Origin of the sequence: uncultured Paracoccus sp. (assembly GCF_945915435.1) — a bacterium.
Lineage (GTDB): Bacteria > Pseudomonadota > Alphaproteobacteria > Rhodobacterales > Rhodobacteraceae > Paracoccus.
This window is the reverse complement of the sequence record NZ_CAMEFG010000004.1, coordinates 30,911-47,787: the sequence shown is the minus strand read 5'-3', so window position 1 is coordinate 47,787 and position 16,877 is coordinate 30,911. Positions and strand designations below refer to the sequence as shown.

The window sequence follows — 16,877 nt, the reverse complement described above, 5'->3', positions numbered from 1 at the left end:
ACATGCGCGACAAGGCAATCGTCTCGGGAATCGACAGCGAAAGCCTGCTTTTCCTGACGGATGAACAGATCCGCCGGGGGATCGAGACGCTCTATTTCGCCTATCGCGCCTTCACCTCGGACCCCGACCTGATCCTGGCCGAGATCGGCTATGGCCGCGCCCATCACCGCGCGCTGCATTTCATCGGGCGCGACCAGGGGCTGACGGTGACCGCCCTGCTGGCGGTGCTGGCGGTGACCAAGCAATCGCTGAACCGGGTGCTGCGCACGCTGATCCAGGACGGTCTGGTCGAAAGCCGCGTGGGCCGCCACGACCGGCGCGAAAGGCTGCTGTATCTGACCCGCAAGGGCGCCGAACTGGAACGCCGCCTGTCCGAGCCGCAGCGGATGCGTGTGCGGCAGGCCTATCGCGCCGCCGGGCCGCAGGCGGTCGCCGGTTTCCGCCAGGTGCTTGAAGCGATGATGGACCCCGAAACCTTTGGCCGCTACCGCGCGATGAAAGACGGCGAATGACCGAGGCTGCGCATATCCTTGTCGTGGACGACGACGAACGCATTCGCACGCTGCTGCGTCGCTTCCTGATGCGCGAGGGTTTCATGGTCACGACCGCGCGCGATGCCGGTCATGCCCGGCGGTTGCTGGCCGGGCTGGATTTCGACCTGATCGTGCTGGACGTGATGATGCCGGGCGAGGACGGCTATTCCCTGACCCGCTGGCTGCGCCGCAAGTCGGCGACCCCGGTGCTGCTGCTGACCGCCAGGGGTGAGACCGGCGACCGGATCGAGGGGCTGGAAAGCGGTGCCGACGACTACTTGCCCAAGCCCTTCGAGCCGCGAGAACTGATCCTGCGCATCGCCGCCATCCTGCGCCGCATCCCCGCGCCCGAGATGAAGGGACCCAAGTTCCTGACCCTGGGCCGCCTGCGCTACGACATCGACAAGGCCGAGTTGTGGCAGGGCGAATCCCTGCTGCGCCTGACCGGGACCGAGCAGGCCCTGCTGCGCCGCCTTGCCGAAAGCCCGCGCGAACCCGTCAGCCGCGCCGAACTGATCGAGGACATGGGCCGCGGCCACGGCGACGAGGCGGCCGAGAATTCCGAACGCGCCATCGACGTGCAGATCACCCGCCTGCGCCGCAAGATCGAAAGCGACCCGCGAGAGCCGCGTTTCCTGCAAACCGTGCGCGGCACCGGTTATATGCTGGTGCCGGATTAAAGTCTTCGCAAAAATGCCGGGCATTTTATCTGTTTTTCGTGGCTTGCCATCTTGGAAACCGTCCCCATTTGGGGTCTGATGCGCCCCGAGACGGTCGATAGGTAGGGCGGTCGATGGGTGAGAACGTGTCTGGATAATCGTGAAACGGGCTGCCGTGGCCGGGTGGATCCCGGTCGAACTCTTGATTCCTTGAATTGCGGGAAACGACAGGAATGCGCATTCCCAAGCCTAGCCGATATTCGATCCTTGCCCTGTGCATCGCCGCCTGCCTGGGTTTCGCGGCCTTCTGGGCCTTTGGTCCGCGCTGGGCGGTTTTCCCCTTTGCGGGTTTTCTGCTGCTGTCCTTGCTGGGCATCCGCGACCTGATCCAAAGGCGGCATGCGATCCTGCGCAACTACCCCATCGTCGGGCATCTGCGCTTTCTGCTGGAAAGTTTCCGCCCCGAAATCCGCCAATACCTGATCGAAAGCGACAGCGACGAACTGCCCTTTTCGCGCGAGGCGCGCAGCCTCGTCTATCAGCGCGCCAAGGGGGTCGAGGACAAGCGCCCCTTCGGCACCACCGAAAAGGTCTATGAATCGGGCTATTCCTGGGTCACGCATTCGGTGGCGCCCAAGACGATCACCGGCACGGATTTCCGCGTGACCATCGGCGGGCCGGATTGCCGCCAGCCCTATGCCTCGTCGCTCTACAACATCTCGGCGATGAGCTTCGGCGCCCTGTCGGCCAATGCGGTCCTGGCGCTGAACCACGGCGCCAGGATGGGCGGATTCGCCCATAACACGGGCGAGGGGGGCATCAGCCGCCATCACCGCCGCCACGGGGGCGACCTGATCTATCAGGTGGCCTCGGGCTATTTCGGGTGCCGCGACGAACAGGGCCGTTTCGATCCCGACAGGTTCCGCAAGCAGGCGCTGGACCCGCAGGTCAAGATGATCGAACTGAAGCTGAGCCAGGGCGCCAAGCCCGGCCACGGCGGCATGTTGCCCGCCGCCAAGATCAGCCCCGAGATCGCCGAGGCGCGCGGCGTCCCGCTGGGCGTCGATTGCATCTCGCCCCCCGCGCATGGCGAATTCTCGACCCCGATCGAGTTGATGCAATTTGTCGCACGTCTGCGCGAACTGTCCGATGGAAAGCCCGTGGGCATCAAGCTGTGCATCGGGCACAGGCGTGAATTCATGTGCATGGTCAAGGGGATGCTGGAAACCGGCGTCACCCCCGACTTCATCACCGTGGACGGGGCCGAGGGCGGGACCGGCTCGGCTCCGCTGGAATTCACGAACCGCGTCGGCATGCCCATGCTGGAAGGGCTGGCCTTCGTCCACAACACCATGCGCGGGGCGGGGCTGCGCGACCGCATCCGCATCGGTGCGGCGGGCAAGATCGTCAGCGCCTTCGACATCGCCCGCGCGCTGGCGCTTGGCGCGGATTGGTGCAACTCGGCCCGCGGGTTCATGTTCGCCATCGGCTGCATCCAGTCGCAGTCCTGCCACACGAACAAGTGCCCCGTCGGCATCGCCACGCAGGACAAGCTGCGCCAGCGCGCGCTGGAACCCGAGGGCAAGGCGCTGCGCGTGCTGCGCTTCCACCGCAACACCCTGCACGCGCTGGCCGAGATCGCGGGGGCGGCGGGCCTGTCCTCACCGGGCGAGTTCCTGCCCTATCACTTCATGTTCCGCCAGGGCGACGGCACCTTCGAGGATGGGAACGAAGCCTTCCCCTACCTGCCCGAAGGCTTCCTTGTCGCCCCCAGCCGCGATGCCGAGTTTGAAAGCTGGCACCGCCGCTGGGACCGCGCCTCGGCCCAAAGCTTCGCGCCCGAGATGATCCCGCAGGGGCGCTTCCCCCGCGCGCGCGCCGCCGCCGGCTAGGGCAGGGGGCGGGCGTCAGCCCTGCGGCCTGGGCCGCCCCGCCATCCGCGACAGCGTGCCGTCGCGCCATTTGCGTTCGTGGACAGCGACCATGACGATATGGCCAAGGATCGCCGCCAGCAAAAGCCAGGCCAGTTCGCCATGCAGCAGCCCGGCAAGCTGGCCGGTCCAGGCGATGACGGGTTCCTGCGCCGGAAAGATCTGGAACCCGAAGGGCGCGAAGGCCCGATCCGACCCCCAGGCCCGCAGCAGCGCGACCGAGGGGATGATCAGCATCAGCGCGTAAAGCGCCAGGTGGCCAAGCCGCGCGGCGATGGCGACCGGCCCGGTCCCGTGATCGGGCCGGTTGCGGCGATTGGCCACGGCCCACAGGATGCGCAGGACGACCAGCACGAACAGCACCGTGCCCACCGGCTGGTGGCTGCCCACGAAAAAGGAAACGAAGGGCTGCCTGCCGAAGATCAGCCGCAGGCCCATGCCCAGGAACTGCCACAGGATCAGCGCACCCATCGCCCAATGCAGGATGCGGGTGATCAGCCCATAGGCTTGCGGGGTGTCGCGGAAGGGGATTGGCGGCATCTGGTTTGTCCTTGGGCTGCGATGGGTTTCGACAGGTGCCCACATAACCGCTGCGATCGGGCGGACCAATAGGCTGACCTAAAGTTGACTAGTTTTCTCTGTTACACTATCTGCGGGGCGGAAGCCGCTTTTTCAGCAAGTCGAGGTCCTTGTCCCGTGTCAGATGCTCCTGTGATCGAGCCGCGCCAGGTCTGGCCCGCGGAATTCGCGGAACGCTATCGCCAAAAGGGCTATTGGCGAGGCGAGACGATGGGCGGTTTCCTGCGCCGCGCCGCGACCGAGCATCCCGACCGCATCGCCGTCGTCGATCCCGACCACCGTTGGAGCTATGGCGAACTGCTGGCCCGTGCCGAACGCGCCGCGCAGGGCTATCTTGGGCTGGGGTTGCGGCAGGGCGACCGGGTGCTGGTGCAGATCCCCAATATCGCGCATTTCTTTCCGGCGGTCTTTGGCCTGTTCCTGGCCGGGCTGGTCCCGGTCTATGCGTTGCCCGCCCATCGCCAGACCGAGCTTGTCCATTTCGCCCGCCGTGCCAGTGCCCGCGCGCTGGTGGTGGCGGACCGTCACGAAGGCTTCGACTATCGCGATCTGGCCGGGCAGGTGCAGGCCGAGGTTCCCGCGCTGGCCCATGTCGTCGTCATCGGCGATCCGGGGCCTTGGCTGGGTTTCGACGCGATGCCCGCGGGCGATCTGCCGCTGCCGCAGGTCGATCCGTCCCGGGTGGCGTTCCTTCAGATCTCGGGCGGTTCGACGGGGCTGTCCAAGCTGATCCCGCGCACCCATGACGACTATATCTACAGCTTCCGCGCCAGCGCCGAGATCTGCGGGCTGGACGGCGACAGCGTCTATATGGGCGCGCTGCCCGTGGCGCATAACTTCCCGATGAGTTCGCCCGGCGTGATGGGCGCGCTTTACGCGGGTTCGCGCGTGGTGATGTGTCCCAACCCCAGCCCCGATACCGCCTTTTCCCTGATCGCGCGGGAAGGGGTCACGATCACCGGCGTCGTGCCGCCGCTGGCGCTGCTCTGGATGCAGGCTGCGCCGCGCACGAAACACGACATCTCCAGCCTGCAAGTCCTGCAAGTGGGCGGTGCCAAGTTCACGCCCGAGGCGGCGGCGCGCGTCCGCCCGACCCTTGGCTGCACCCTGCAACAGGTTTTCGGCATGGCCGAGGGGCTGGTCAACTACACCCGTCTGGACGACGCCCAGGATATCGTCACCGGCACCCAGGGCCGCCCGATCAGCCCCGATGACGAGGTTCTGGTGCTGGACGATGCGGGCCAACCCGTCCCCGACGGCCAGCCCGGCCACCTGCTGACGCGCGGTCCCTATACGATCCGCGCCTATCACGACGAACCGGCGGCGGATGCGCGCAGCTTCACGCCCGACGGCTTCTATCGCACCGGCGACATCGTGAAACGCTTGGCCGGCGGCTATCTGGTCGTGCAGGGCCGGGCGGGCGACCATATCAATCGCGCGGGCGAAAAGATCTCGGCCGAGGAAATCGAGGATCACCTGCTGGCCCATCCGGCGGTCTTCGACGCCGCCGTTGTCTCGATCCCCGACGCATTCCTGGGCGAGCGAAGCTGCGCCTTCATCATCGCGCAGCCCGACACCTCGCCGCGCGCGCCGGAAATCAAGGCCTTCATGCGCAGCCGCGGCCTGGCCGAGTTCAAGGTGCCCGACCAGGTCGTCTTCGTGCCCGAATTCCAGACCACCGCCGTCGGCAAGATCAGCCGCAATGTCCTGCGTGCGAACCTGCGCGCCCGCTTCCTGAAGGAGGAAGAACGCAAATGACCCTGACGCTGGAACGGATGCGCGCCGATATCGCGCAGGCCATCGACCTCGACCCGTCCGAGATCGGCGACAGTGACAACTTGGCCGACCTGGGGTTGGATTCGCTGCGCCTGATGCGGCTGGTGATGGAATGGGAAGGGGCGGGGCTGAAGGCCGACTTCGGCCTTTTCGCGGAATATGCGACGCTTGGCGAATGGTGGGCGCAGGTCGTGCGTCCCGAAGGCTCTGCTGCGTAAGATGAATATCGCCGGGGATTTCGACCTGTCCGCCAAGGATACCCACGCCCTGACCGAGGCGCAGGAAGGTCTGTGGTATGCCCAGGCCCTGGACCCCGCCAACCCGATCCTGAACACCGGCCAGTATCTGGAACTGACCGGCCCGCTGGATCTGCCCGCGCTGGAACTGGCCCTGCGCCGCACCATCGCCGAATCGCAATGCCTCCAGCTGCGTTTCGCGCAAGGGCCGGACGGTCCCCGCCAATGGCAGGAACCCGACCTTGCCCGCGTGGCGACCATCGATCTGCGCGACCACCCCGATCCGCAGGCCGAGGCGCTGGCCCGGATGCGCGCCGACAGCGACAGGCCGCTGGACCTGGCCCACGAGCCCGCCGCCGCCTTCGCTATCTTCGTGCTGGGACCGGACCGGCATTTCCTTTACGAGCGCGTCCATCACCTGGCCATCGACGGCTACGGGATGGTGCTGGTCACGAACCGGATCGGTGAACATTACTCGGCCATCCTGCGTGGCGCCCCCGCGCCCGCGCCCTTCCCGCCGCTAAGCCGCGCCGATGACGAGGATGCGGCCTATCGCGCATCCGACCGCCGGACGCAGGACGGGGAATGGTGGCGCGCGCGGCTGGCCGACCTGCCCGAGGCCACAGGCCCCGCACAGGGCCGTGCCGTCAGCGCCCACCGTTTCCTGCGCGAAAGCCGCTGGCTGGATGCGTCGCTGATCGCCGCTCTCGGCGATTTCTCGGATACCCACCGGCTGGGCTGGCCGGATGTGCTGACCGGGCTGGTCGGCGCCTATCTTGCCCGCTTCAGCGGGGGGCAGGCGGTGATCGGCGTGCCCTTCATGGCGCGGATGGGCCGCAAGATCGCGCGGGTTCCCTGCATGGCGATGAACGTCCTGCCCCAGGCCGTGCGCCCGGACGAGGACGCGGCCCTGCAAGACTGGCTGGCCCCCCTGGCCGCCGAGATGCGCGAGGCGCGCAAGCACGGCCTTTACCGCAGCGAATACCTGCGCCGCGACCTTGGCCTGATCGGCGGCACGCGGCGGCTTTACGGGCCGCTGGTCAACGTCCAGCCCTTTGACCGCCCGCCCCATTTCGAGGGTTTGCAGGTCGGGCTGCATATCCTTGGCGCGGGGGCGGTTGACGACCTGACCGTGACCTTCCGCGGCGATCCGCAATCGGGCATCCTGTTCGAGGTGGACGCGAACCCCGACCTTTATTCCCCGGCCGATGTCGCGGGCCATTGCGCGCGTCTGCCCGAGTTTCTGGCGGCGGCGCTGCGTCACGGCGCGCTGGCCCCCGTGCCGACCGCCAGCCCGGCCGAGATCGCCGCGCAGGACGCCCGCCGCGACGCCGCGCGCCACCCGGTCCCCGATACCACGCTGGTCGAACTGATCGCCGCGCAGATCGCCGCCACCCCCGACGCGCCCGCCGTGCGTTTCGGCGACGAGGTGCTGAGCTTTGCCGACCTGGACCGCCGCAGCGCCACGCTGGCCGGGCGGCTGGCCGCGATGGGGGCGGGACCGGGCCGCATCGTCGCGGTCGCGCTGGAGCGTTCCGCCCACCTGCCGGTCGCGCTGCTGGCCGTCCTGCGCGCGGGCGCGGGTTATCTGCCGCTGGACCCCGACCACCCGCCCGAACGCATCGCCCGCATCATGGCGCAGGCGCGGCCCGTCGCCGTCCTGACCTCGGACGATCTGGCGGGGCTGTTCGCGCCGGATGCGCCGCTGCTGCGCGTCGCGGACTGGCCGCAATCGGGCACCGCACCCACCGGGTGCCCCGCGCCGGGGGACATGGCCTATGTCATCTTCACCTCGGGTTCCACCGGCGAACCCAAGGGCGTCGTGATCGAGCATCGCGCCATCGTCAACCGCCTGCTGTGGATGGCCGACCATTACGCCGTCACCCCCGCCGACCGCATCCTGCAAAAGACCCCGGCCACCTTCGATGTGTCGGTGTGGGAATTCTTCCTGCCCATGATCGCGGGTGCCGAGCTGGTCATGGCGGCCCCCGGCGCGCATCGCGACCCGGTGGCGCTGGCGCAGGCGATCCGGCGGCACGGGATCACGGTGATGCATTTCGTGCCCTCGATGCTGTCGGCGTTTCTGGCCTCCAGCGCCTCGCAAGGGCTGGCCTTGCGCTGCGTCTTTTGTTCGGGCGAGGAACTGACCCCCGACCAGCGCGACCGTTTCCACAGCCGTATCCGGGCCGAGTTGCACAACCTCTACGGCCCGACCGAGGCGGCGGTGGACGTAAGCTGGTGGCCTGCCACGCCGCAGGACCGCTCGAACCCGCTGCCGATCGGCTTCCCGGTCTGGAACACCGAACTTTGTGTGCTGGACGACCGGATGCGCCCAGTGCCTGCGGGGCTTGCGGGCAACCTGTATCTGGGTGGCGTGCAGCTTGCGCGCGGCTATCTGGGGCGCGACGACTTGACGGCGGAACGCTTCATTGCCGATCCGCGCCATCCGGGCGAAAGGCTTTATGCGGCGGGCGATCTGGCGCGGCTGCGCGATGACGGGGCGGTGGTCTACCTTGGCCGCTCGGACCATCAGGTCAAGCTGCGGGGCCTGCGCATCGAGCTGGGCGAGATCGAGGCCGCCATCACGCAGACCGGCCTTGCGCGCGAGGCGGTCGTGATCGCCCGCAAGGACAATGGCGGCGAGGCGCGGCTGGTCGCCTATGTCGTGCCCGCGCCCGGCTACGATCCCGACCGGCTGGCGCTGGAAATCGGCGCGGTCCTGCCCGCCTACATGGTCCCCGCCGCGCAGGTCGCGCTGGAGGCACTGCCCGTCACCTCGAACGGCAAGCTGGACCGCAAGGCGCTGCCCGCGCCGCATTTCGCCGCCACGGGCCGCGATGCCGAGACCCCGACCGAGCGGATGCTGGCCCGCCTTTACGCCGAGATCCTGCATCTGCCTACCCCCCCGTCCGCCGAGGGGGACTTCTTTGCCCTGGGCGGCGATTCGCTGTCCGCCGTCCGGCTGGTCCAGCGCATCGCCGAGGAAACCGGCCAGGATCCGGGGCTGGGCACGGTCTTTGAACATCCCGTCCTGTCGCTGCTGGCCGCGATGCTGGATCGCGGCGGGCAGGGTGGCGACGGGCTGGGGCCATTGCTGCTGCTGGCCGACGGGGCCGAGGAACCCGCGCCGCTGTTCCTGATCCATCCCGCGGGCGGCTTGGGCTGGGGCTATCGCCACCTGGCGCGCGAGCTGGGCGGGACGCGCAAGGTCTGGGCCTTGCAGCATCCGGGGCTGGACCCCGAAAATGCGCTGCCCGGCGGTCTCGACGCGCTGGCGCGGGACTATATCGCGCGCATCCGCGCGGTCCGGCCCGATGGTCCCTGGCATCTGGCGGGCTGGTCGGTTGGCGGGATCGTTGCGCAAATCATGGCCGCGATTTTGCAGGACATGGGCCTACCCGCCGGTGCGGTCATCGCGCTGGACAGCTATCCCGCCGATGTCTGGCGGGCCGAACCCGAACCCGATCCGGTCGAGGCCCTGCGCGCTCTTCTGGCCATCGCGGGCTACGATCCCGACGCCCATCGCGACCTGGACAGCCGCGCGGCGGTGGTGGCCTTCCTGCGCCAGGGCGATACCGCGCTGGGTGCGCTGCCCGAGCGTGCGCTGGACGGCGTGGTGCGGGTGGTGACGGATACGAACCGCCTTGTCCGCCATCACCACCATCGCCGCTACGACGGCACGCTGATCCATTTCCGCGCCGCGCTGGATCACAAGGAACGCCGCCTTGTCCCCGAGATGTGGGCCGATTACGCGCGCAAGATTCAGGTCATCGACACCCCCTTCATGCATTCGGGGATGAGTTCGCCCGAAGCCTCGCGCCTGATCGCGCCGCATATCCTGCGCCTGCTAGACGGCACCTGACCGCCTGCCATCCGTGAATGTCCCATGATTCGCATCCCAATTCCCTTTCCCTGGGATCAGGAAACACCAAGGGGATTAAGATTGCGTTGATGCGCTGGCGAAAGGCAGGACCAGCGGCAGGGAACCGGCGATCGTCTCGATATGGATCAGCCCCGGCAGGACGTGGATGCGCGGCGCAAGGCCGGGCCGCTCGCGCAGGTCGCGCAGAAAGGCCATCGTCGTGGGCGAGGGCGCATCCGGCGGCGGCCCGTCGCTGCCCGAGCGTTTCTCGCGGTCGCCAAGCGCCACCAGCAGAGGCGGCTGCGGCTGGGGAATGTCAGCCGCCCCGGCGATGCGGCGGATCAGCGGCTCGTCCCACCAGATCGAGGGGCTGATCGCCGCGAAACGCGCGAAGCTGCCGGGCCGGGTCAGCAGGGCGTAAAGCGCGAACAGCCCGCCGAAGGAATGGCCCCAGAGCGTGCGGCGCGCGGGGGCGATGTGCAGGCCTTGCTCGGCCGCTTGCCGCAGCGGGCCGGTCAGGCGGTCCAGGAACTGCGCCGCCCCCCCGGCCATCCGCCCCGGATGCACCGGGTCGGGGCGGATGCCGTCGCCCGGACCGTCGGGCGCGGTGAAATCCAGCGTCCGCCTTTCACGGGCGAATTGCCGGTCGGTGTCATAGCCGATCCCCGCCAGCACCAGCCCCGGCGCGGCGGCCAGATGCTGCGGCGTCAGGAAGTCGAAGGCCGCGTTTCCGTCCAGCAGGTAAAGGATCGGCCAGCCGCCCGCCGGGGCTTGCCCGCGCGGCACCGCCAGAAAGATCCGGTGCCCCGGCCCGCAGTCCACGGTCCTTTGCGACAACTCATGCGTTTCGACCCCGGCGTCGAAAATGCGCAGGCTGGCGGGCTTGCGCGCGTGATCGGGACCGACTTTTCCGGTTTGCGACATCTTTTGAACTTCCTTCGGCGCTTTTAAGGGCAGGGAATGGTTGACAATCCCTGTCGGGAATATACTGCTGCGTGGCATCGAAGCCAGTCCGTAACATCCGGTCAAGCCTGCAATCCATCATCAATCATTCAGGAGAACATGATGAAGGGAAATCTTCGCTTTCCGATCCGCAGCCTGATCGGAGCCTCTGCGCTGGCACTGTCCCTTGCGGCCCCCGCCTTCGCGCAAAGCGTATTCACCCCCGTTGCCGAGGATTTCGCGGGCGCCCTGCGCGCGGCCCCGTCGGAAGGCGCCGCGATCTATCCGGGCAGCACGGCGACGATCTCGGGGCGCGGGCTGATTCCGGGGCAAGAGATCACGCTGATGCGCGGCACCACGGTGCTGAACGCCGACGGCCCGCGGACCGTGAACGACGAGGGCGAGGTCAGCTTCGAACTGACCGTTGACGAAGAGGCCGCCGTCGGCCTGCAACCCGTCGTCGCCATCGCCGAGAACCCTGCCGCCGCAACCGTGGTCGAGCTGAAGGTCTCGCCCCAGGTCCCGCTTTCGGGCGAGGATCTGTTCACCGTCGAAAGCAAGCCGGTGACGCGCGGGCTGTATCAGGTCGCCTACAGCCCGAAATCGGACGCGCTCTTCGTCACCGCCGCCGTCGGTCGTCCGCCGGTCGCGGAATCGTCGATCAGCAAGCTGGATCCCGAAACGCTTGAGGTCGTGGCCTCGGTCACGCCGGACGCGGCGCCGGCCCGTCCCGACGGCAGCGATGGCGGCGTCTTTGCCGTCTACGGCGTCGATGTCGACGATACGAACGGCAATGTCTGGGTCAGCGTGACCCGCCAGGACAGCGCCGCCGTCTACAAGCAGGACGACCTGTCGCTGGTCAAGCAGTTCGACGCCGGTTCGGTCGCCCACCCGCGCGACGTGGTGGTGGACGAAACCCGCGGCCGCGCCTATTTCAGCACCAGCTTCGAGCCTCATCTCGCGGTGTTCGACACCGCCACGCTGGAACCGCTCGACCCGATCGAGATCACCTCGACCATCCGCCGCGAGACGTTCGGCGCCCGCAGCGTCCAGATGGACGAGGAAGCGGGCAAGCTGTTCGTGGCCAGCATCAGCACCCCCGAGGTGGCCGTGGTCGATCTGAACAGCGGCGAGGTCCGCGTCCTGGCGCTGAAGAACCTGACGGCCGGTTCGGATGCCGCCTATGACCGCCAGGAAGGGCTGATTTTCGTCGTCGGCCAGGGCAGCGACAACCTGCTGATCGTCAAGGAAGAAACCGGCGAGATCCTGCATGATGTCGGGGTCGGCGCCAACCCGCTGAGCGTCAGCTTCGATCCGAACCAGCGGCTGGCCTATGTCACCGTCCGCGGCTCGGGCACGATCACGGTGGTCAATCCCGAAGGCGAGATCGTCGCCAACCTGGACGGCGGCAGCTACCCCAACCAGGTGCGTGTGCTGGACGACGGCACCGCATATGTCATCAACAAGTCGCAAGGCGCGGACGATCCGGCGGGCGACCGCATTTCGCGCGTTCGTCCCGTCGCCGAATAAGCGACCCCGAAACCGGGCGCCGGGGGGCAGCACGCCCCCCGGTTGCCGTTCACGACATGGAAAACCGCCGATGACCCCCTTCCGCCTTGCCCTGTCCGCGATGCTTGCCGCCCTTGCCCTTGCGCTGCCCGCGCGGGCCGAGGTGGCGGTCACCGACATCGCCGGGCGGCAGGTGGTGCTTGAGCGGCCCGCCGAGCGTGTCGTGCTGGCCGAGGCGCGCCATCTTGCGGTCCTTGGCCTGATCCATGACGACCCGGTGTCGCTGGTCGCGGGCTGGCGCATGGCGCGCGGTCTGGACGAACCGACGCTGGCCGCCTATCGCGCGCGCTTTCCGCAGATCGACGCGATCCGGCCCGTCGGATCGGGCAATCGCGACCTGTCGGTCGAGGCAATCATTGCGCTGGAACCCGACCTGGTGGTGCTGACGCCCATCGACCTTGGCGATCCGGGGGCCGAGGTTTCGCGCCAGAGGATCGAGCAGGCAGGCATTCCCGTCGTCTATGTTGATTTCTATTCCCATCCCCTGACCAACTCGATGCCCAGCCTGCGCATCCTGGGCACCCTGACCGGGGCCGAGGCGCGCGCCGAGGAATTCATCGAGTTCTACGAGACCCGCCTGAACCGTATCTCGAACCGGCTGGCCGATCCTGCGATCACCCGGCCGCGCGTCTTCTTCCACGTCCATGCCGCGCCGCAGGGCTGCTGCTCGACGGCGGGGACGGGGGTGTTCAACGACTTCATCCGCGCGGCGGGGGGCGAGAATATCGGGGCCGAGGCGGTGCAGGGCATCGTTGGCAACGTCAGCCTGGAATACCTGCTGGGCGCCGATCCCGACGTCTATATCGCCACCGGCGGCACGCATATGGCGGCGCGGGGCGGGCTGGTGCTGGGTTCGGGGGTCGAGGCCGAGACCACCCAGGACAGCTTTGCCGCGCTGCTGGCGGGGCGGGGCATTTCCAGCCTGCGCGCGGTCGAGGAAGGGCGCGCGGCGGGCGTCTGGCAGATGTTCAACGATTCGCCCATCCATATCTCGCTGATCGAGTTCCTGGTCCAGAGCTTCCACCCCGAACTGTTCGCCGACCTGGACCCCGACGCCACCCAGGCCGAATTGCAGGAACGCTTTTCCCCCGTCGAGGTGCCCGGCACCTGGTGGGTCCGGCCAGGGCGGTAGCCATGACGCAAGCCCTGCTCGATCGTTATCACCGGCAAAACCGCCGCCGCGCCGCGCTGGTCGTGGTGATGGCCGTCATGGCCGCGCTGGCCGTGTTGCTGGACCTGATGACAGGTCCCGCCGGGCTGCCGCTGGGCGATACCATCGCCGCGCTGACGGGCGGGACCGACGTGCCGCGCGGCACCGCCATCATCGTGTGGGAGGTGCGCCTGCCCGTCGCCGCCCTTGCCCTGCTGGTGGGCGCCGCGCTGGCCCTTGCGGGGGCCGAGATGCAGACCGTGCTGGAAAACCCGCTGGCCGAGCCTTTCACCCTTGGCGTGTCCGCCGCCGCGGCGCTGGGGGCGGCGACGGCCATCGTGCTGGGCCTGACCGTTCCCTTCCTGCCCGCCGTCTGGAGCGTGTCGGCCAATGCCTTCGTCTTCGCCCTTGGCGCGCTGGGGCTGCTGCAACTGCTTGGCCGCCTGCGCGGCGGCGGTCCCGAGGTGCTGATCCTGTTCGGCATCGCGCTGAGCTTCGCCGCCGCCTCGCTGCTGTCGCTTTTGCAATTCATCGCCTCGCCCGATGCCTTGCAGCAACTGGTGTTCTGGACGATGGGCAGCCTTGCCGCCGCCGAATGGCGCAGCGTGGGGGTGCTGGCCGTGGTGCTGCTCGTGACCGCGCCCTTTTCGCTGCGCGCCGCCTGGCAGTTGACCGCGCTGCGCATGGGCGCCGACCAGGCGCGCAGCTTCGGCGTGAATGTCGAATCGCTGCGCCGCTGGACGCTGCTGCGCGTCAGCCTGTTGTCGGCCAGTGCCGTGTCGCTGGTCGGCGTCATCGGCTTTGTCGGCCTTGCCGGTCCCCATATCGCACGGATGCTGGTGGGCGAGGATCATCGCTTCTTCCTGCCCACCAGCCTGCTGACGGGGGCGCTGATCATGTCGCTGGCCTCGACGCTGGCCAAGGTGGTGGTGCCGGGCGTGCTGCTGCCGATCGGGCTGGTGACCTCGCTGATCGGGTTGCCGATCTTCTTTTCGCTGATCTTCCGCGGGGGCGCGCGCAGATGAGCGGGCTGAGCGTTCAGGACGTCAACGTCCGCTACGGCGCCCGCCGGGTGATCGAGGGGCTGAGCCTGCCCGAACTGCACGCAGGCGAGGTCACCGTGCTGGCCGGGCCGAACGCGGCGGGCAAATCGACCCTGCTGCGCGCCATCGCCCAGCTTGCCCCCTATCAGGGCCGGATCGCGCTGGGGGACGAGGATCTGGCGCGGCTGCCCGCCAACCGCCGTGCCAAGGTGGTGGGCTTCATGCCGCAGACGCTGCCCTCGGCCTCGACGCTGATCGTGCTGGAAAGCGTGATCGCGGCGTTGCGCGCGGGGGGGCAACTGGGCATCCACGACGCGGAATCGCGCGTCATGGCGGTGCTGGAGCGGCTGGGTATCGCCGATCTGGCGCTTGAGCGGCTTGAACAGCTTTCCGGTGGCCAGCGCCAGATGGTCAGCCTTGCGCAGGCCATCGTCCGCGATCCCCGCCTGCTGCTGCTGGACGAGCCGACCAGCGCGCTGGATCTGGCCCGGCAGGTGCGCCTGCTGGCCGAATTGCGCCGCCTTGCCGCCGAGGGCCGCGTCGTCATCGCCGTGCTGCACGACCTTGGCCTTGCCGCGCGCTGGGCCGACCGGATCGTGGTGCTGGAACATGGCCGCCTTCACGCTTCGGGCGCCCCCGAGCAGGTGCTGACCCCGGCCATGCTGGCGCAGGTCTACGGCGTCGAGGCGCGGGTCGAGCGTTGTTCGATGGGGCGGCTGACCGTGATGATCGACGCCGAGCGCGCGTGATGAAGGACCTTCTGCCCGACACCCCGCCGCATGGCGTGCTTGGCGCGATCAGCCGCCACCTGCTGCGGGCCGAGCTGTTGCTGGGCGCGGCGCTGGCGGCGGTCATCTTCGCGCTGATCCCCGCCAATGCGGTGCTGCGCCATTACGGCCAGCCGCTGCTGTGGGCCGAGGAAATGGCGGTGCATCTGATGGTCTGGCTGGCTTTCATCGGCGGCTCGGTCTGCATCGCGACGCGCCAGCACATGGCCATCGGCCTGTTGCCCGACCGGCTGTCGCCGAAGGGACGGCAGCGGCTGGCGGTGCTGTGCGACCTGCTGGTGCTGTGCTTCCTGCTGGTCATGGCGTGGCTGTGCTGGCTGTGGTTCGACCCGGTGGGGCTGTGGCGCGCGGGCGATGCGCGCAGCTATGCCCAGGCCAGTTTCAACTTCACCTGGTCCGAGCCGATGCTGACCATGCACCTGCGCAAGGTCTGGTTCTGGCTGATCGTCCCGGTTTCGCTGGCCGTGGCGGTGGTCCATGCGCTGGCGGTGCTGGCCGACGACATCGCGGGTCGCATCCCGCCCCGGTCCGAGGTGCCCGCATGATCGCGCTGGCCTTTTGCTGCGTGCTGCTGGCGCTTGGGGTGCCCATCGCCTTCGTGCTGATCGCGACCGCGCTGGTCATGGTTGCGGTGGGCGGGCACGGGCTGCTGCTGCAAGGCTTCCAGCAGCAGCTTTTCGCGGGTATCGAAAGCTCCAGCCTGCTGGCGCTGCCGCTGTTCATCCTGCTGGGCGAGTTGATGAACGCGGGCGGGATCGGGCGCCGCCTGCTGGGGCTGGCCTCGGCGCTGATGGTGCCGGTGCGCGCGGGGATGGCCTATGTCAGCCTGCTGGCGAACCTGATGGTGGCGACGGTCATCGGCTCGACCGTGGGGCAGTTGACTGTGATGTCGCGCCTCGCGGTCCCCGAGATGGTGCGCGCCGGCTATCCGCGCGACCTTGCCGCGACGATCACGGCGGCGGGCGGGTTGCTGGCGCCGGTCATCCCGCCCTCGATGAACCTGATCGTCTATGCGGCGGTGGCGCAGGTGCCGGTCGCGGACCTGTTCATCGCGGGCATCCTGCCGGGGCTGGCCATCGCGCTGGCCTTCACGCTGGTCATCGCCTGGCTGGGCTGGCGCCACAACCTGCCCAAGGTCCCGCCCCTTGGCGCGGCGGCGCGCGCCCGCGCCATCGCCGATTCGCTGCCCGCCGTCGCGGTGCCGGTGCTGGCTGTCGGCACCATCGTCGGCGGGCTGGCCACGCCGACCGAGGCCGCCGCCTTCGCGGGCCTTGCCACGCTGCTGATCGGCGGGTTTGTTTACCGCGAATTGCGTCTGCCCGACCTTGGCGTGGCGCTGGTGCGCACGGCGGTCACCTCGGGCGCGGTGATCTATCTGGTCGCCGCCGCGCAGGTGCTGGGCTGGGTCGCGACCTTCGACAACCTGCCCGCCGCCACCGCCGAGCTGATCCAGCAATGGGCGCATTCGCCCCTGATGTTCCTGCTGCTGCTGAACCTGCTGTTGCTGGCCCTTGGCACCGTGCTGGAGCCGATCCCGGCGATCATCCTGGTCGCGCCGGTGCTGCTGCCGGTGGCGACGGCAACCTATGGGATCGACCCGATCGCCTTCGGGATCATCCTTTGCGTCAACCTTGCGCTGGGGCTGCTGACGCCGCCGGTGGGTGCGGGGCTATACACGGCCTCGCTGCTGACCGGGGTGCGGGCCGAGCGGCTGTCCTGGCTGCTCATGCCGTTTTTCGGGGCGGTGCTGGCGGTCGTCGCGGGCCTGTCGGTCATCGCCGCAATGAATGCCAATTGATTGGGGGTTAA

14 protein-coding genes are annotated in these 16,877 nt (G+C 68.5%); 12 read left to right on the top strand and 2 right to left on the bottom strand.

The window, feature by feature from the left end:
• Positions 1-2: 2 nt before the first annotated feature.
• The 3 genes from Q0O97_RS02440 to Q0O97_RS02430 all read left to right on the top strand — a co-directional run bounded on the left by Q0O97_RS02440 (position 3) and on the right by Q0O97_RS02430 (position 3,084).
• The gene (locus Q0O97_RS02440; protein WP_294924336.1) at positions 3-512 is read left to right on the top strand and encodes a MarR family transcriptional regulator; all 510 of its coding nucleotides are present in this window, start codon (positions 3-5) and stop codon (positions 510-512) included.
• Positions 509-1,213 carry a response regulator gene (locus Q0O97_RS02435; protein WP_294924333.1) on the top strand — a complete coding sequence of 235 codons (705 nt, stop codon included), beginning with the start codon at positions 509-511 and terminating at the stop codon, positions 1,211-1,213. Before Q0O97_RS02440 ends, Q0O97_RS02435 begins: the two co-directional genes overlap by 4 nt.
• A 212-nt stretch (positions 1,214-1,425) precedes the next feature.
• The gene (locus Q0O97_RS02430) at positions 1,426-3,084 is read left to right on the top strand and encodes an FMN-binding glutamate synthase family protein (RefSeq protein WP_294924330.1); all 1,659 of its coding nucleotides are present in this window, start codon (positions 1,426-1,428) and stop codon (positions 3,082-3,084) included.
• 15 nt (positions 3,085-3,099) lie between these two features.
• Here Q0O97_RS02430 and Q0O97_RS02425 read toward each other — a convergent pair whose 3' ends face one another.
• Positions 3,100-3,663 (bottom strand): cytochrome b, encoded by a 564-nt coding sequence (locus tag Q0O97_RS02425; protein WP_294924328.1) that lies wholly within the window; start codon positions 3,661-3,663, stop codon positions 3,100-3,102.
• Positions 3,664-3,819: 156 nt separating this feature from the next.
• Here Q0O97_RS02425 and Q0O97_RS02420 point away from each other — a divergent pair, with 156 nt between their 5' ends.
• The 3 genes from Q0O97_RS02420 to Q0O97_RS02410 are packed head-to-tail and all read left to right on the top strand — an operon-like array spanning position 3,820 to position 9,576.
• A complete protein-coding gene (locus Q0O97_RS02420; protein ID WP_294924326.1) occupies positions 3,820-5,460 on the top strand; it encodes an AMP-binding protein in 1,641 nt (546 codons plus the stop codon).
• Complete coding sequence (locus tag Q0O97_RS02415) at positions 5,457-5,696, top strand: phosphopantetheine-binding protein (protein WP_294924324.1); 240 nt, start codon at positions 5,457-5,459, stop codon at positions 5,694-5,696. Before Q0O97_RS02420 ends, Q0O97_RS02415 begins: the two co-directional genes overlap by 4 nt.
• A 1-nt stretch (position 5,697) precedes the next feature.
• Positions 5,698-9,576: an amino acid adenylation domain-containing protein gene (locus Q0O97_RS02410; protein ID WP_294924321.1), complete on the top strand. Its 3,879-nt coding sequence runs from the start codon at positions 5,698-5,700 to the stop codon at positions 9,574-9,576.
• Positions 9,577-9,651: 75 nt separating this feature from the next.
• Here the strand turns inward: Q0O97_RS02410 and Q0O97_RS02405 are convergent, their stop codons facing one another.
• Positions 9,652-10,500 carry an alpha/beta hydrolase-fold protein gene (locus Q0O97_RS02405; protein ID WP_294924318.1) on the bottom strand — a complete coding sequence of 283 codons (849 nt, stop codon included), beginning with the start codon at positions 10,498-10,500 and terminating at the stop codon, positions 9,652-9,654.
• Positions 10,501-10,641: 141 nt separating this feature from the next.
• Between Q0O97_RS02405 and Q0O97_RS02400 the strand changes: the two genes are divergently transcribed.
• The 6 genes from Q0O97_RS02400 (at position 10,642) to Q0O97_RS02375 (ending at position 16,866) form a co-directional block, all read left to right on the top strand.
• Positions 10,642-12,048 (top strand): ATP-binding protein, encoded by a 1,407-nt coding sequence (locus tag Q0O97_RS02400; RefSeq protein WP_294924315.1) that lies wholly within the window; start codon positions 10,642-10,644, stop codon positions 12,046-12,048.
• Between the two features lie 70 nt (positions 12,049-12,118).
• The gene (locus Q0O97_RS02395) at positions 12,119-13,219 is read left to right on the top strand and encodes an ABC transporter substrate-binding protein (protein ID WP_294924312.1); all 1,101 of its coding nucleotides are present in this window, start codon (positions 12,119-12,121) and stop codon (positions 13,217-13,219) included.
• Positions 13,220-13,221: 2 nt separating this feature from the next.
• Positions 13,222-14,262, top strand: a complete 1,041-nt coding sequence (locus tag Q0O97_RS02390; protein WP_294924309.1) for an iron ABC transporter permease — start codon at positions 13,222-13,224, stop codon at positions 14,260-14,262.
• Positions 14,259-15,029 carry an ABC transporter ATP-binding protein gene (locus tag Q0O97_RS02385; RefSeq protein ID WP_294924306.1) on the top strand — a complete coding sequence of 257 codons (771 nt, stop codon included), beginning with the start codon at positions 14,259-14,261 and terminating at the stop codon, positions 15,027-15,029. The genes Q0O97_RS02390 and Q0O97_RS02385 overlap by 4 nt, the downstream gene beginning before the upstream one ends.
• Positions 15,029-15,613 (top strand): TRAP transporter small permease, encoded by a 585-nt coding sequence (locus Q0O97_RS02380; protein ID WP_294924303.1) that lies wholly within the window; start codon positions 15,029-15,031, stop codon positions 15,611-15,613. The genes Q0O97_RS02385 and Q0O97_RS02380 overlap by 1 nt, the downstream gene beginning before the upstream one ends.
• Positions 15,610-16,866 (top strand): TRAP transporter large permease, encoded by a 1,257-nt coding sequence (locus Q0O97_RS02375; protein ID WP_294924299.1) that lies wholly within the window; start codon positions 15,610-15,612, stop codon positions 16,864-16,866. Before Q0O97_RS02380 ends, Q0O97_RS02375 begins: the two co-directional genes overlap by 4 nt.
• Positions 16,867-16,877: the final 11 nt, after the last annotated feature.

Bases quoted from the DNA above. Each gene is read 5' to 3' on its own strand.
- Q0O97_RS02440 (WP_294924336.1), top strand. From the start codon at position 3: ATGCGCGACAAGGCAATCGTCTCGGGAATCGACAGCGAAAGCCTGCTT.
- Q0O97_RS02410 (WP_294924321.1), top strand. From the start codon at position 5,698: ATGAATATCGCCGGGGATTTCGACCTGTCCGCCAAGGATACCCACGCC.
- Q0O97_RS02395 (WP_294924312.1), top strand. From the start codon at position 12,119: ATGACCCCCTTCCGCCTTGCCCTGTCCGCGATGCTTGCCGCCCTTGCC.
- Q0O97_RS02430 (WP_294924330.1), top strand. From the start codon at position 1,426: ATGCGCATTCCCAAGCCTAGCCGATATTCGATCCTTGCCCTGTGCATC.
- Q0O97_RS02415 (WP_294924324.1), top strand. From the start codon at position 5,457: ATGACCCTGACGCTGGAACGGATGCGCGCCGATATCGCGCAGGCCATC.
- Q0O97_RS02390 (WP_294924309.1), top strand. From the start codon at position 13,222: ATGACGCAAGCCCTGCTCGATCGTTATCACCGGCAAAACCGCCGCCGC.
- Q0O97_RS02425 (WP_294924328.1), bottom strand. From the start codon at position 3,663: ATGCCGCCAATCCCCTTCCGCGACACCCCGCAAGCCTATGGGCTGATC.
- Q0O97_RS02380 (WP_294924303.1), top strand. From the start codon at position 15,029: ATGAAGGACCTTCTGCCCGACACCCCGCCGCATGGCGTGCTTGGCGCG.
- Q0O97_RS02400 (WP_294924315.1), top strand. From the start codon at position 10,642: ATGAAGGGAAATCTTCGCTTTCCGATCCGCAGCCTGATCGGAGCCTCT.
- Q0O97_RS02435 (WP_294924333.1), top strand. From the start codon at position 509: ATGACCGAGGCTGCGCATATCCTTGTCGTGGACGACGACGAACGCATT.
- Q0O97_RS02405 (WP_294924318.1), bottom strand. From the start codon at position 10,500: ATGTCGCAAACCGGAAAAGTCGGTCCCGATCACGCGCGCAAGCCCGCC.
- Q0O97_RS02375 (WP_294924299.1), top strand. From the start codon at position 15,610: ATGATCGCGCTGGCCTTTTGCTGCGTGCTGCTGGCGCTTGGGGTGCCC.
- Q0O97_RS02385 (WP_294924306.1), top strand. From the start codon at position 14,259: ATGAGCGGGCTGAGCGTTCAGGACGTCAACGTCCGCTACGGCGCCCGC.